Source organism: Vibrio sp. 11986-1-5 (genome assembly GCF_963878025.1).
Classification (GTDB): Bacteria; Pseudomonadota; Gammaproteobacteria; order Enterobacterales; family Vibrionaceae; genus Vibrio; species Vibrio injensis.
In genome coordinates this window covers 140,773-155,064 of the sequence record NZ_CAWNVW010000051.1, presented here as the reverse complement: position 1 = coordinate 155,064, position 14,292 = coordinate 140,773, and the positions used below count along the sequence as shown (strand labels likewise).

Below are 14,292 nucleotides of genomic sequence, written 5' to 3'. Positions count from 1 at the left end.
TTTGAATTGAATCGTGGCTAATAAAGATTATGTAAGAAGGGGTCGTAGTCCAAAGAAGTCGACCGCAAAAACGACAACGCGCCGAAAACCTTGGCGCAGTGGCTTGATCGCGTTAATCCTACTCAGTGGGTTTGTTTATGGGCTGTATTGGCTAAACCAAACACCTGAGCCGCCTGCACCACCAGCCAAAACCGTTTCTCCGGTTAAACCTGCGACGCCACCTGCACGAGTGATCCCGCCACCTCCGACGGAAAAGTGGGACTATGTGCAGAGTCTGCCTCAGCGTGAAATTGAAGTGACCGCTAAGGAGCAACAACTGTCGGAGATCCCGTACATCATGCAGTGTGGGGCATTTAAAACCTTGCAACAAGCAGAAGCGCGTAAGGTCGAGATTGCTTTTCAAGGGTTGAAGAGCAACATTCGTAAAACTGAAAATAGCAGTTGGTTTCGAGTTGTGTTAGGACCGTATCCATTAAAACGAGATGCTGAGCGAGATCGCCACCGTTTACAGCGGGCTAAAATTGAGCCTTGCGCGATATGGAAAGAATCACAATAAACAGTATTTAGGTGATTGAACCTTGCAAGATGGCTAACGAGTCACTTTCTCTCGCATCTTCTTCGTAAGATGTGAGAAAATGACCGCGTTGGCCTTTTTTCTGTATTCAGTTTCCCCTTACCTTGAAATCGTTTTTCCGCATCCTCATATACCTTAAACACCCAGTGAAATAATAAAGAGGTCCTCACGTGACTACCATTGTATCTGTACGTCGTGATAATAAAGTTGTGATTGCAGGAGACGGCCAAGTCTCGCTTGGCAATACCGTAATGAAGGGTAATGCGCGCAAGGTTCGTCGTTTATACAACAATAAAGTTCTGGCTGGATTCGCTGGTGGTACCGCGGATGCCTTCACGCTATTTGAGCGTTTTGAAAGTAAATTGCAAATGCATCAAGGTCATTTAACCAAAGCAGCGGTTGAGCTTGCTAAAGATTGGCGTAGTGATCGTGCTTTACGTCGTTTGGAAGCCATTTTAGCGGTTGCTGATGAAACCACATCATTGATCATTACTGGTAATGGCGATGTGGTTCAGCCTGAACATGATCTGATTGCGATTGGTTCTGGTGGTAATTATGCTCAAGCCGCAGCGCTCGCGTTGTTGGAAAACACTCAATTAGACGCGCGTGAAATTGCTGAAAAAGCGTTGAATATTGCTGGCAATATTTGTGTCTTTACCAACCACCATCACACCATTGAAGAACTAGAAATACCAGCAGCGCTATTGCCTGAAAAGAACGCATAATCTGGTGTGAACTCTGTACTGAATGTAAGGAATTGATGATGTCTGAAATGACGCCTCGTGAAATTGTTCACGAACTAAACCGCCATATTATCGGTCAAGAGAAAGCCAAACGTGCCGTGGCGATTGCATTGCGTAATCGCTGGCGCCGTATGCAACTTGAAGAAAGTTTACGGGTGGAAGTGACACCGAAAAATATTCTGATGATTGGTCCAACAGGGGTGGGTAAAACAGAAATTGCTCGCCGTTTAGCTAAGCTAGCCAATGCACCATTTATCAAAGTAGAAGCGACGAAATTTACCGAAGTGGGTTATGTTGGTAAAGAAGTCGAAAGTATTATTCGCGATCTGACTGATGTCGCGGTTAAATTAACCCATCAACAGGCGATGGAAAAGGTCAAGTTTCGCGCTGAAGAATTGGCGGAAGAACGAGTGCTTGACGTTCTGTTGCCTCCTGCGCGTGATGCTTGGGGAGAATCAGAAAAAACCGAGCAGTCATCATCGACTCGCCAAGTGTTTCGCAAGAAACTTCGTGAAGGCCAGTTAGACGACAAAGAGATTGAAATTAACGTTGCCGTACCACAAATGGGCGTTGAAATTATGGCTCCTCCTGGTATGGAAGAGATGACCAATCAACTGCAAGGGCTGTTCCAAAATCTTGCTGGTGATACCAAGAAAAAGCGTAAACTGAAAATCAAAGAGGCTTTAAAAGCCTTGGTTGAAGAAGAAGCGGCGAAACTGGTTAACCAAGAAGAGTTAAAAGAGCAAGCTATTTACAACGTTGAGAACAACGGCATCGTGTTTATCGATGAAATTGATAAAATTTGTAAGCGCGGTGAAAGCTCTGGCCCTGATGTGTCTCGTGAAGGGGTGCAACGTGATTTATTACCACTGATTGAAGGAAGTACCGTTTCAACTAAGCACGGTATGGTAAGAACCGATCATATTTTGTTTATCGCTTCGGGTGCTTTCCAAGTGGCTAAACCTTCGGATTTAATTCCAGAGCTGCAAGGTCGTTTACCGATTCGTGTTGAGTTAGAAGCGTTATCGAGTCATGATTTCAAACGTATTCTTACCGAACCGAAAGCGTCTTTAACTGAGCAATATATCGCATTGATGAAGACTGAACAGGTCGATATCAGCTTTACTGAAGATGGTATTAAACAAATTGCCGAAGCCGCGTGGCAAGTCAACGAAAGCACAGAAAATATCGGTGCTCGACGTCTGCATACCGTGATGGAGCGTTTGATGGACGAGATCTCCTATGAGGCAACAGAACGTCCGGGTAGTCAAATGGTCATCGATGGCGACTATGTACGTGGCCGTCTCAGTGAATTGGTTGAAGACGAGGATCTTAGCCGCTTCATTTTGTAAATTATCCGCCCACCGCACTGGTGGGCTTTTTTATCGCCCTAGTTTGCGCTTATACTCTGCGCACTGTTTCGTCATTGCTATTTATTATGAATAACTCTTTACGTATTTGGGTCGATGCGGCGCGGCCGAAAACTCTTCCTCTCGCTTTGGTCTCCATTCTTACAGGTAGTGTGCTGGCGTTTTCTGTCGGTTCGTGGTCTTGGCCTGTCACAGGTTTAGCGTTACTGACCGCAACCTTATTGCAAATTCTCTCCAATTTAGCCAATGACTACGGTGATGCGTTAAAAGGGACGGATAACGAACAGCGTCTTGGGCCGATGCGGGCAATTCAATCTGGCGCGGTTTCATTAGCCGATATGAAGCAGGCGATGATCATCAACGTGCTATTAACGATCGTCTCTGGATTAGCCTTGGTTTTTTATGCGTTAGACAGTGCCCAAAGTATTGCTGCCTTTTTAGCTCTAGGTGTATTAGCCATTTTAGCCGCGATTGCTTACACCGTTGGTAATAAACCTTATGGCTACGTCGGTTTAGGGGATGTGTCTGTTTTCATCTTTTTTGGTTTACTCGGCGTCTCCGGCAGTTATTTTTTACATACTGGGCAAATCGAATGGCGATTATTATTACCATCCTTGGGCTGCGGATTATTGGCGGTGTCCGTTTTAAATATTAATAATATGCGAGATATTGAAAATGATGCTCTGTGTGGGAAACGTACGGTTGTGGTTCGTTTAGGCCAGCAACGAGCCAAAATCTATCACCTACTATTATTAGTTGGAGCCTTATGTGCATTTGCCAGCTATTTATTGCTTCAAGACCGCTCTGCTTGGCTCAGTGTTCCATTTTTGTTCAGTCTGATTGTGTTGTTTGAACATGGGCAAGCGGTTTATCGAGCTTCGCAACCGGTACAGATGGCTCCTTTGTTACCTAATGCAGTCAAATGCGCTTTAGTCACCAATGTCTTGTTTATTGCCGTCGTCATCGCTCAAACAATCCTACGTTAATTTGCGTTCTGTCATTGCATTGACTTACTGACACTATATACTCGTGGGATAATGGTTCGTTAAGAGAGTAAAGCTATGGAATACAACACCTCTGCGCTGTGCGATATCTATCTCGAGCAAGTCGATGTACTAGAGCCCATGTTCAGTAACTTTGGAGGCCGTGCATCCTTTGCTGGTCAAGTGACGACCATTAAATGTTTCGAAGATAATGGGTTGATTCGCGAAGTTCTTGAGCAAGATGGAGTTGGTCGTGTGCTGTTGATCGATGGTGGTGGTTCATTACGTCGCGCATTGATTGATGCTGAACTGGCTGCGATCGCTGAAGAAAACGAGTGGGAAGGCATTGTCGTTTATGGCTGTGTTCGAGAAGTCGATGAACTGGAAGAGATGAGCGTTGGTATTCAAGCGCTAGCGTCTATTCCTGTTGGTGCAGTGTCTCTGGGTATTGGTGAAATTGATGTGGCGGTGAACTTTGGTGGGGTGACCTTCCTGCCTGAAGATTATCTCTACGCCGACAATACTGGGGTGATTTTATCCCCTGAACCGTTAAACGTCGACTTAGACATTGAAGATGACGAACAAGAAGAGATCTGATCTTCCTTGATTGGCTAATTCGAAACAGAACCGAAGCAGAAAGCTTCGGTTTTTTGTATCGATTACTCAATATTAAGATTCAGTTTGCTACTGATAGTATTTGTTTACGTAACCGTAATGCATACAGGTAACCTAGCAAGCCTCCAAGCATATTGCCTAGAGCGATGCCGATAAATAATCCGATCACACCATACCAATACGCTCCAAGCCAAGCGGCAGGTAAAGTAAAGATAAAAAGGCGCATTACGCTCCATTGAAATGCCTTTAGCGGTAGATGAAGGGCGTTCAACGCCGAAACCAACATCATCACGATACCTTGAAAGCCATAACTGATAGGGACAATCAGTAAGTAGTACCACAGTAAGTCACGCACGCTTTGCTCTTGTGAAAACAACGCCGCCAGAGGAATGCTCAGTGGCACCATCATGATAAAAATCAAAAACTGAAAAACCACAGCAAAACGTAGGCCAACAAATAACCCTTCAAAGCTGCGTTGGGGATTATCGGCGCCTAAGTTTTGCGCCATGAATGGCGTTAAAGCCGAAGTAAGCGACATTAATACCAAGATTAAAATCGATTCAATACGCTGCGCGGCACCATAAGCCGCGACGGCTGCGGTGCCATGTTGGGAAAGCATGATCATTAACACGGCACCACATAATGGATTCATCGCACTCGATAGCGCCGCTGGGGTGCCAATGGTTAAAATTTGTCGCCAGTCACTATTAAGCATTTTCAAATTAGCTCGAGCAAGTAGCTTGTCACGTCGAGCCAAAATATACAGTGAGCCAATTAACGCACCGAGCCAAGAGCAGGCACTGGCAATTGCTGCTCCTTGTATGCCTAATTCTGGAAACGGACCATAACCAAAAATCAGTAGTGGATCGAGTACGCCGTTGATGATCCCTGCCAGTAACATGATTTTAGCTGGGGTCTTGGTATCTCCTGTGGCGCGAATCGCGCTATTGCCTGCCATGGGGATCACCAGTAGAGGAATGGTCAGATACCAAATTTGCATATACTGCTTAATCAAGGGGAGCAGTTCAGTTTGTGCACCAAGTAGGCGAAACAAAGGTTCGATGGTCAGGAAGCCGATTAAGGACGCACACACCACTAAGGCCACGGCCAATAACAAACCATGGCTAGTCAGGCGCGCCGCTTGCTTGGTTTCTCCTTGGCCTAATAAACGACCAATACAGGTTGAGAGCCCAACGCCGATGCCCATGGTGATGCAGTTAACAGCAAAAGTGACCGGAAAGGTATAACTGACGGCCGCTAGCGCTTGAGTACCGAGCAATGAAATAAAAAAGGTATCGACTAGGTTAAACAGTAAGATAGCGATCATCCCTACCGTCATCGGCAGCGTCATTTGGCGCAGTACTTGGGGGATCGGTGCGGACAACAGGCCGTGTTTATCGTGCATGGTGAATCAGCGAATAGAAAGTGCAAGATGGGCTAGGATACTCTATATCAGGATCAGGTACTAGCGATGAACTGGAGAGTAAAAATAAGGCCAGCATAGCTGGCCTTGAGGTAACTTATTGATAATGATTAAGCATTTTTCATTTTAGCGGCTGCTTTAGCGATCGCAGCAAAGCTTTTCGCATCCAATGCAGCACCGCCAACTAAAGCGCCATCAATGTCTGGTTGTGAGAAGTAAGCTTCTGCATTTTCTGCTTTCACTGAACCACCGTATTGAATGATCACTTGTTCGGCAACAGCTGGGCTTTTCGCGGCGATGTGGGCACGAATAGAAGCATGAATACGCTGCGCGTCATCGGCTGTCGCTGCTTTACCAGTGCCGATTGCCCAGATTGGTTCATAAGCGATGATCGCATCGTTTAGGGCTTCTACGCCATAAGCATTGATCACGGCATCAATTTGACGCGCACAAACGGCTTCGGTTTCGCCTGCTTCATTTTGCGCTTCTGATTCACCGATACAGAACACAGGAGTCAAACCGTTCTCTTTTAAAAAGGCAAATTTCTTAGCGACAAATTCGTCAGATTCGTGATGGTATTGGCGACGCTCAGAGTGACCAATGATGATGTGAGTGGCGCCGAAGTCTTTTAACATCGCTGGAGACATATCACCGGTAAAAGCACCGCTGTTATTTAGGTCAGTATTTTGTGCACCAAGAATGATTTTGTTGCCACCTTGTTTGATTAAACGCTCAGCAAGATCGAGGTATAGCGCTGGTGGAGCGACAGCCACATCAACACCGTTTACACCTTCTAGCTCAGCATTCAGGCCATTCAGTAGCTCAGTAACCATAGTTTTGCTACCGTTAAGTTTCCAGTTACCCATCACAACAGGACGACGCATAGGAATATCTCCAATTTAATTGATAAAAAAAGAACGACTGGCAAAGAATATAACAGATAAAAGCGCGTAGATCATGATTAGGGTCATGACTTTCTTGGATCCTCTTTTCTGTCTTGCCCATAGTGCGTTAAGCTGACGAGAGTGATATTAAGGGGAATCATTTTTGCTATCGTGGCAAATGAATCATCGAGAGTGATAGACAGGGAGTTTTCATGCCAAATTTAGTCTTAGAGTATTCAAATTCTGTTGAGGAACGAGTCAACATCCAAGGACTACTGGAAGATTTACATCAAGTAGCGATAGACAGTGGGTTATTTGAAACCGCCTCGATCAAATCTCGCACTTTGCGTTGTCATCATTGGTTGATTGGTGAACAGGGCGATAGTGTCGACTTTATCCATCTCAGCTTTGAATTACTCGATGGACGTAGCGCCCAACAAAAACGTGAGCTTTCTCGTCAGTTAATGACCGTGCTCGCAGAGCAAGCAAGTCAGGTTCATTCATTGACGATCAATGTGCGTGATATGGACAAAGACAGCTTCCAGAAAATTATTTATTGAGTGAGCAAGTGATGCCATTAACCCAATTATTGTTCTCTTTCCATGGCCGGATTGGTCGCCAAACCTATTGGTTATGGAATCTAGGTTACTATTTAACCATTATTGTTTTCATGTTAACAGTGAGCCGCTGGTTGCCGAGTTTTGCGGCTTACCTTTGGCCTTTGCTACTGCTTGGACTTTTATTACCAGACTTAGCGGTAACGGCTAAGCGCTGGCATGATCGCGATAAGTCGAGTTGGTGGTTACTATTGAATCTACCATTGTTACTCGGGCGAATGGGCATGCCTGTTGGGGAGACGGCGATGGCTGCGGCTCCCAACTGGTGGGAAACCGCACTGGCTTTGCTTGCATTAGGCTGTGGAAGTTGGATTTTAGTCGAATGTGGCTTTCTTGCTGGTAAAGCTGCCGATAATCGTTTTGGGAAATCACCCCATACCATTAGCGCCAATCATCGTGACGAGCCTGGAAAGGAATGATTTGTGCTGAGGTCGTTGGTTGTTTATCTCCCTCTAAGGCATCGCGAAACTTGATGAACTGTATGCTCAGTTCTTGCATCAGTTTTACATTTGCATGGTGGGGGTTTTTACAGCGGCTGAGTATGCGATCAATATGATTCTGCTGGGCGCGTAATCGCTCTTGCATGATGGCGGAAGCGGAATCAATCAATTCATTACAGAGCGATTGTTTTAATGAGCGAAATGCTTCTGGATTCTGCTCCGCTAACAGCATTAACTCATCAAAAGAGGGAATAGCTTGGATGGGGCTGGGTGATCGAGACATTGAGTGCACCTTATCTTCTGTGAGTACCCTACCATGGATAAACCATGACGGATGATAAGGAGAGTGCTCATAACCAGTAGCGGATCTGTTGAAGCTAACCACATCTTTACTGGTTGCAGGTCACTTCTCCTAATGACTTAATGATCAGTATAGGTAACAGATCAAAATAATGAGAAAGGAATCACACCATTCTCATTATTGAAACAGAAAATAAGTTGTCATTCTCAAAGGTCGGCTGAGATGGGTTCGATCCGATAAGCGCAGCGGTGCTGGCCTTCAATGATGTGCTCGCTGCGTTCAATATGGCATTCTGGACCAAGTAGTTGTTTAAACACATTGAGTTCTGATGCACAGAGTGCGGGGCAGCGTTTAGCGGCTCGGCAGATAGGGCAGTGATTTTCAATCAATAAATAACCCCATTCCGTACACTCTAGTTCAGCCATATAGCCTTCTTGTTCACGCAATTTGACTAAAGTGTGCAATTTAGTTGTTAAATCATCACAGGCTAATAGCGCTTGTTGATAATGTTGCAGTGTCTGTGATTCGCGTTCTGCGGTGACTTTCGCTAAGCCATCTTGACCGAATAGATGCTCAACGGCATCGATCATTTGAATCGTTAGCTCACCATGTCGATCCGCGAACTGGTCATGACCTTTTTTGGTTAAGGACCAATGACGAGTTGGACGGCCTACTTTGACTTTAACATCATAGAAAATCAGGATCCCTTCTTCTTCGAGGCTTTGTAAATGTTGTCGAGCTCCCATGGTGGTAATACGCAGATCATTTGCCACTTGTTTTGCTGTGACAGCACCTTCTCGTTTGATGGTGTGTAAAATCCGCTCTATGGTTTTCATGATGTTCCTCTTTAATTACTCCGTCTATTATGGATAAGCCGCTTAATAAAGCAAAGGATTTACAATCATCAAGGCATGGAATTATGGCCAACAAATAGCGTTGAATGGCCATTGAACATTCAATTTGAGATCCTAGGGATCATTTTCGGACGCTCATTTCTTCAGGTCGCTGAATTTTTTCTCGATAAATTTGTTAACCAAATCACGTTTTTTTTATTCTTCCCCCCTTGGGATCACTGGCTTTCTCCCCCACATAACAGTCACAAGCTGAGCAATCAGCCTTTTCATTAACCTCATAGAAAATACAATCAGGAGAGACGACCGATGAACATTCGTCCATTACACGACCGAGTTATCGTTGAACGCAAAGAAGTTGAATCTAAGTCTGCTGGTGGCATTGTTCTAACTGGCTCAGCGGCTGAAAAATCAACTCGTGGTGTGGTTTTAGCGGTAGGTAAAGGCCGTATCCTTGAGAATGGTTCAGTTAAAGAACTCGACGTAAAGGTCGGCGATACGGTAATTTTTGCTGAAGGCTATGGCACTAAAACAGAAAAGATTGATGGCAAAGAAGTGTTGATTCTATCTGAAAACGACATCATGGCGATTGTCGAGTAAGAGTAAGCATTGAGTAATTTTTGCTCTGATTCAAAAACGATTGATTAAAACAGAATTTAGAAAAGGAAATGAAACATGGCTGCTAAAGACGTTAAATTTGGTAACGATGCACGAATTAAAATGCTAGAAGGTGTCAACATTCTAGCTGACGCGGTAAAAGTGACTCTTGGTCCTAAAGGTCGTAACGTTGTCTTAGACAAATCCTTTGGTGCTCCAGTTATCACTAAAGATGGTGTGTCGGTTGCACGTGAAATTGAACTGGAAGATAAATTCCAGAACATGGGCGCACAGATGCTGAAAGAAGTCGCTTCACAAGCCAATGACGCTTCTGGTGACGGTACCACAACAGCAACAGTATTAGCGCAAGCGATCATCACTGAAGGCTTGAAAGCGGTAGCGGCGGGTATGAACCCAATGGACTTGAAACGTGGTATCGACAAAGCCGTGGTTGCTGCGGTTGAAGCGTTGAAAGACCTATCAGCACCATGTGCAGACACTAAAGCGATTGCTCAAGTTGGTACTATCTCTGCTAACTCAGATTCAAGTGTAGGTAACATCATTGCTGAAGCAATGGAAAAAGTTGGTCGTGATGGTGTGATCACGGTTGAAGAAGGTCAAGGTCTGCAAGATGAACTTGATGTTGTCGAAGGTATGCAGTTTGATCGTGGCTATCTATCTCCTTACTTCATTAACAACCAAGAAGCGGGTAGCGTAGATCTAGATAACCCATTCATCTTGTTGGTTGATAAGAAAATCTCTAACATTCGTGAACTATTGCCAGCTCTTGAAGGCGTAGCTAAAGCGTCTCGTCCATTACTGATTGTTGCGGAAGATGTTGAAGGCGAAGCGTTAGCCACTCTTGTTGTTAACAATATGCGTGGTATCGTTAAAGTTGCTGCCGTTAAAGCGCCTGGCTTTGGTGACCGTCGTAAGTCAATGCTACAAGATATTGCTATTCTTACTGGTGGTACGGTTATCTCTGAAGAGATTGGCCTCGAGCTAGAAAAAGCAACCCTAGAAGATCTTGGTCAAGCGAAGCGCGTGACTATCACCAAAGAAAATACCACTATTATTGATGGTGCTGGTGAAGAAGGTGCGATCAAAGGACGTGTAGCGCAAATTCGTCAACAAGTGGAAGATGCCACATCAGATTACGACAAAGAGAAACTGCAAGAGCGCGTAGCTAAATTGGCTGGCGGTGTTGCTGTAATCAAAGTCGGTGCAACCACTGAAGTTGAAATGAAAGAGAAGAAAGACCGCGTAGAAGATGCACTACACGCGACTCGCGCTGCAGTTGAAGAAGGTGTTGTTGCTGGTGGTGGTGTAGCCCTGATCCGCGCAGCCGCTAAAGCAGCAGGTCTTGAAGGTGATAACGAAGATCAGACAGTTGGTATCCGTCTTGCCCTTCGTGCGATGGAAGCACCGATTCGTCAAATCGTCAAAAACGCTGGCGAAGAAGATTCAGTGGTGGCTAACAATGTTCGTGCAGGTGAAGGTAACTACGGTTACAACGCTGCAACGGGTGAATATGGCGATATGATCGAGATGGGTATCTTGGATCCAACCAAAGTAACTCGTAGTGCTCTACAGTTCGCTGCTTCAGTTGCAGGTCTAATGATCACTACAGAAGCGATGGTAACTGAGCTACCGAAGAAAGATGGCCCAGCAATGCCTGATATGGGCGGTATGGGTGGCATGGGCGGCATGATGTGATGCTAGCCTAAGCGCTAATCAGTAAAAAACCGGAGTGAAAACTCCGGTTTTTTTATGTTTATCAAGAGGGAAATGATGCGATTAACGGCCACGAAATCGTTGATGAACACCACGGCGTAAGCTTTGAAAAGTGTTTTCTACTTTATCGACGCCATAGAGCACTAATAAGACCAGTAAGGTAATCACCACCGATTGTACCCAATACCCTAAGCCGATCATTAAACCAAGTGCTGCTAGTACCCAGATCACGGCGGCAGAAGTGACGCCATGGATTTTACCATCTTGAGTCATCATTACGCCGGCCCCTAGAAAGCCTACTCCAGTAATGATTTGTCCTAACACTCGTGCTTGATCTAAGGTATTTGGCGACAAAGACACTGCCATTGCCATAAAAAAGTAAGTCCCAGAGATGATCAAAATTGACGTTCTTATGCCAACGGGTTTGCCACGAGTTTGTCGCTCGATACCGATTAACAATCCATTAACCGCACAACAAAAGAGTGCGTACCAATTGAATGGCCCTAGGTCGAGTAAGGTATCTAAAGTGAACATGGTCTCTCCAAAAGTGAGCGCGCGACAAAAGCGTCAGTATGCGTGATCTTGTTTGATTAGTTAAATCATAGACTTTATTGGTATTGATAAAAAATGGTTATACTCTTTACTACGCAAGTTATCGAAGGTTTGCTTCTGCTTGGCATGGTGATTGATATGATTGATGAATTATTCGAGATGGAGATCCAATGGCGTTTTACTTGGGCGACCACCGATTTCTCTGGTTAGTTTGGGAACTAAGTAGCCTGAAACTTGCTCGATTAATCCCGCGATAATTGCTCTGGCTTGATCATCACTGACATAAAAATGAGCTGCACCTTGTACTTTATCCAATACATGTAAGTAATAAGGTAGGATCCCAGCATCAAATAATGCTTCACTTAATGCTACTTGAGCATCTACGGAATCGTTGACACCTTTTAATAACACGCTTTGATTGAGTAGGGTGACTTTGACGGCGCTTAGGCGGGTTAGCTGTTGGTTTAGTTCAGCATTAATTTCATTGGCATGATTAATATGAGTAACAAGGATCACCTGCAAACGAGTTTCGGCACATAAGCTTACTAGCTCATCGGTAATGCGAGCTGGAATTACCACGGGCAATCGAGAGTGAATCCGTAACCGTTTAATATGAGGAATGGCAGCAATCTGTTCGACTAGCCAAGTCAGTTCATGATCTTTTGCCATTAATGGATCCCCCCCAGAGAGAATCACTTCATTAAGCTGTGGATGCTGGGCGATGTAGTCGAGACTTTGCTGCCACACCGATTTATTGCCTTTATTATCTTGATAAGGGAAATGACGTCGAAAACAATAACGACAATTTATCGCGCAGCCGCCTTTGACGATCAGTAAGCAGCGGTTACGGTATTTATGCAATAATCCTGGCGTCGAGTTATTTTGCTCTTCAAGTGGATCGGTTGAGTAGCCAGGTTGAATAATAAATTCGTCACTTAATGGCAGCACTTGACGTAAAAGGGGATCATCCGGGTTTCCTTTTTCCATTCGTTCCACGAAACTCTCTGGCACTCGCTGTGCAAAAAGCGCTCTAGCTTTAAAACCTGAACGCCAAGGGGTAGGATCGATAGCCAACCGAGTAAGTAGTTGCTCGGGATCGGAAATCCCATTCGCTAGCTGTTGTAGCCAGTTTTGCTCAACAGATTGGTGTTTTCGGGTTATTATATTTGGCATTGAATTTAACTCGAAGAAGGTAAGAGGAAAAAATGGCTACTGTTAGCACGAACGAATTTAAAGGCGGTTTGAAAATTATGCTTGATAATGAGCCTTGTGTCATTCTCGAAAATGAGTATGTGAAGCCAGGTAAAGGTCAGGCATTTAACCGTGTACGCATCCGTAAATTACTTTCTGGTAAAGTGTTAGAGAAAACCTTCAAGTCCGGTGATTCTGCTGAAGTGGCAGATGTAATCGATATCGATCTGGATTATTTGTACAGTGATGGTGAATTCTATCACTTTATGAACAACGAAACCTTTGAGCAAATTGCTGCCGATGTTAAATCCGTGGGTGATAGCGCTAAATGGTTGGTTGAAAACACTAGCTGTACTTTGACTTTGTGGAATGGTAACCCAATTTCTGTTACGCCGCCAAATTTCGTTGAATTAGAAGTGACCGAAACTGATCCTGGCCTAAAAGGGGACACTCAAGGAACGGGTGGTAAGCCTGCCACTCTAGCAACGGGTGCTGTCGTTCGAGTTCCACTATTTATCGCTATTGGTGAAATCATCAAGGTTGACACTCGTAGTGGCGAATACGTTGGACGCGTAAAATAAGAGTTGATATTTAGTGTCAGACAAAACAAGCCAGCGTATAACGCTGGCTTGTTCGATCTTAGTTTTGGGGTTTATTACCAGAGTAGAAAAACAAACACGATGGCTAATACAGAAATCAGCGCGGCAAAAGCATAACAGGCAATTTTTCCGGCGAGGCCAGTGTGGAATTTCAGATCATGCATACCATGGTGTAGACGGTGCATGGCATGCCACATTGGTAACGCCAAGGTGCCGATAATAAATAGGGCGCCAATAATACTGGTTGCGAAAGCAGTTACACGCTCATAGCTTAAGGCTTGCGCATCAATCATACCCAGTGGAACCATGATCCCAAGTACGAGTACCGTTACTGGGGTAATCATTGCAAACCAAGTACCACCAGCACCAAATAAACTCCACCATACGGGTTCATCTGAACGTTTTGGATTGGTATTCACCACAATAAAGCTCCTTACACCACAATGAGGACAATCAGTGAAATGGCAGCTACTGCCGCCCACTGAGTTAAGACAATGATCTTTTTATCCAGCAACTTACCTTTAATGCGAATGGGCATTACCTGCGGCATCATGCCAAAAAAGGTGTGTGCATGGAATAAGCTTCCCGCTAGGGCAACGATATTAATTGCCACCACCAGTGGATTTGCCATAAACGCCAACCAGCTTTGCCAAGCCTCAGGGCCTTTGACTAAAGCACCGAGCCCAATAGTCAAAAATAGCGTGAATAGGATGAGTGGCAGTACCGTTGCTTCGCGTAGCATATAAAGACGATAGAAAGGATCATCCTTCCACCACGTACGGGTCATTTCACGAACGTAAGGTTTACGATTACTCATT

Annotated in this window: 18 protein-coding genes; 10 read left to right on the top strand and 8 right to left on the bottom strand. The window is 44.8% G+C overall.

All coding sequences use genetic code 11. The features are described 5' to 3' along the window. Window positions 1-13: 13 nt before the first annotated feature. The 5 genes from AACS00_RS13750 to rraA all read left to right on the top strand — a co-directional run bounded on the left by AACS00_RS13750 (window position 14) and on the right by rraA (window position 4,267). Complete coding sequence (locus AACS00_RS13750; RefSeq protein WP_072670493.1) at window positions 14-556, top strand: SPOR domain-containing protein; 543 nt, start codon at window positions 14-16, stop codon at window positions 554-556. A gap of 188 nt (window positions 557-744) precedes the next feature. After that, the gene (hslV, locus tag AACS00_RS13745; RefSeq protein ID WP_004394445.1) at window positions 745-1,299 is read left to right on the top strand and encodes an ATP-dependent protease subunit HslV; all 555 of its coding nucleotides are present in this window, start codon (window positions 745-747) and stop codon (window positions 1,297-1,299) included. 38 nt (window positions 1,300-1,337) lie between these two features. Continuing rightward, window positions 1,338-2,669 (top strand): HslU--HslV peptidase ATPase subunit, encoded by a 1,332-nt coding sequence (gene hslU, locus AACS00_RS13740; RefSeq protein WP_110167731.1) that lies wholly within the window; start codon window positions 1,338-1,340, stop codon window positions 2,667-2,669. A gap of 86 nt (window positions 2,670-2,755) precedes the next feature. After that, entirely contained in the window at window positions 2,756-3,673 is a 918-nt protein-coding gene (locus AACS00_RS13735; RefSeq protein WP_072670491.1) for a 1,4-dihydroxy-2-naphthoate polyprenyltransferase, read from the top strand. 75 nt (window positions 3,674-3,748) lie between these two features. Further along, window positions 3,749-4,267 carry a ribonuclease E activity regulator RraA gene (gene rraA / locus AACS00_RS13730; RefSeq protein ID WP_072670490.1) on the top strand — a complete coding sequence of 173 codons (519 nt, stop codon included), beginning with the start codon at window positions 3,749-3,751 and terminating at the stop codon, window positions 4,265-4,267. Window positions 4,268-4,346: 79 nt separating this feature from the next. Here the strand turns inward: rraA and AACS00_RS13725 are convergent, their stop codons facing one another. Both AACS00_RS13725 and tpiA read right to left on the bottom strand, forming a co-directional pair. Continuing rightward, the gene (locus AACS00_RS13725; RefSeq protein WP_110167730.1) at window positions 4,347-5,690 is read right to left on the bottom strand and encodes an MATE family efflux transporter; all 1,344 of its coding nucleotides are present in this window, start codon (window positions 5,688-5,690) and stop codon (window positions 4,347-4,349) included. A gap of 128 nt (window positions 5,691-5,818) precedes the next feature. Beyond that, entirely contained in the window at window positions 5,819-6,592 is a 774-nt protein-coding gene (gene tpiA, locus AACS00_RS13720) for a triose-phosphate isomerase (protein ID WP_004394450.1), read from the bottom strand. 212 nt (window positions 6,593-6,804) lie between these two features. Here tpiA and AACS00_RS13715 point away from each other — a divergent pair, with 212 nt between their 5' ends. Together AACS00_RS13715 and AACS00_RS13710 are read left to right on the top strand one after the other, a co-directional pair. Further along, window positions 6,805-7,152: a 5-carboxymethyl-2-hydroxymuconate Delta-isomerase gene (locus tag AACS00_RS13715; RefSeq protein ID WP_072670488.1), complete on the top strand. Its 348-nt coding sequence runs from the start codon at window positions 6,805-6,807 to the stop codon at window positions 7,150-7,152. Window positions 7,153-7,163: 11 nt separating this feature from the next. After that, the gene (locus AACS00_RS13710) at window positions 7,164-7,628 is read left to right on the top strand and encodes a DUF805 domain-containing protein (protein WP_072670487.1); all 465 of its coding nucleotides are present in this window, start codon (window positions 7,164-7,166) and stop codon (window positions 7,626-7,628) included. Here AACS00_RS13710 and AACS00_RS13705 read toward each other — a convergent pair. Both AACS00_RS13705 and AACS00_RS13700 read right to left on the bottom strand, forming a co-directional pair. Next, entirely contained in the window at window positions 7,591-7,932 is a 342-nt protein-coding gene (locus AACS00_RS13705) for a DUF3135 domain-containing protein (protein WP_110167729.1), read from the bottom strand. The two genes, AACS00_RS13710 and AACS00_RS13705, sit on opposite strands and share 38 nt — an antisense overlap. Window positions 7,933-8,156: 224 nt before the next feature. Beyond that, a complete protein-coding gene (locus AACS00_RS13700; RefSeq protein ID WP_072670485.1) occupies window positions 8,157-8,786 on the bottom strand; it encodes a helix-turn-helix transcriptional regulator in 630 nt (209 codons plus the stop codon). 324 nt (window positions 8,787-9,110) lie between these two features. Here AACS00_RS13700 and AACS00_RS13695 point away from each other — a divergent pair, with 324 nt between their 5' ends. After that, on the top strand, window positions 9,111-9,401 hold the full coding sequence (locus AACS00_RS13695; RefSeq protein ID WP_072670483.1) for a co-chaperone GroES: 291 nt from the start codon (window positions 9,111-9,113) through the stop codon (window positions 9,399-9,401). A gap of 75 nt (window positions 9,402-9,476) precedes the next feature. Next, a complete protein-coding gene (gene groL, locus AACS00_RS13690) occupies window positions 9,477-11,114 on the top strand; it encodes a chaperonin GroEL (protein WP_072670482.1) in 1,638 nt (545 codons plus the stop codon). A gap of 81 nt (window positions 11,115-11,195) precedes the next feature. On the opposite strand, the gene AACS00_RS13685 is transcribed toward groL, so the two are convergent. Then, a complete protein-coding gene (locus AACS00_RS13685) occupies window positions 11,196-11,666 on the bottom strand; it encodes an MgtC/SapB family protein (protein WP_072670481.1) in 471 nt (156 codons plus the stop codon). A 168-nt stretch (window positions 11,667-11,834) separates the two neighbouring features. Next, entirely contained in the window at window positions 11,835-12,857 is a 1,023-nt protein-coding gene (epmB, locus tag AACS00_RS13680) for an EF-P beta-lysylation protein EpmB (protein ID WP_072670480.1), read from the bottom strand. Window positions 12,858-12,889: 32 nt separating this feature from the next. On the opposite strand from epmB, the gene efp reads away from it, so the two are divergent. Beyond that, on the top strand, window positions 12,890-13,456 hold the full coding sequence (efp, locus tag AACS00_RS13675; protein WP_072670479.1) for an elongation factor P: 567 nt from the start codon (window positions 12,890-12,892) through the stop codon (window positions 13,454-13,456). A 74-nt stretch (window positions 13,457-13,530) separates the two neighbouring features. On the opposite strand, the gene frdD is transcribed toward efp, so the two are convergent. Both frdD and frdC read right to left on the bottom strand, forming a co-directional pair. Then, on the bottom strand, window positions 13,531-13,896 hold the full coding sequence (gene frdD / locus AACS00_RS13670) for a fumarate reductase subunit FrdD (RefSeq protein ID WP_072670478.1): 366 nt from the start codon (window positions 13,894-13,896) through the stop codon (window positions 13,531-13,533). Between the two features lie 11 nt (window positions 13,897-13,907). Next, window positions 13,908-14,291: a fumarate reductase subunit FrdC gene (frdC, locus tag AACS00_RS13665; RefSeq protein ID WP_072670477.1), complete on the bottom strand. Its 384-nt coding sequence runs from the start codon at window positions 14,289-14,291 to the stop codon at window positions 13,908-13,910. Window position 14,292 lies beyond the last annotated feature (1 nt).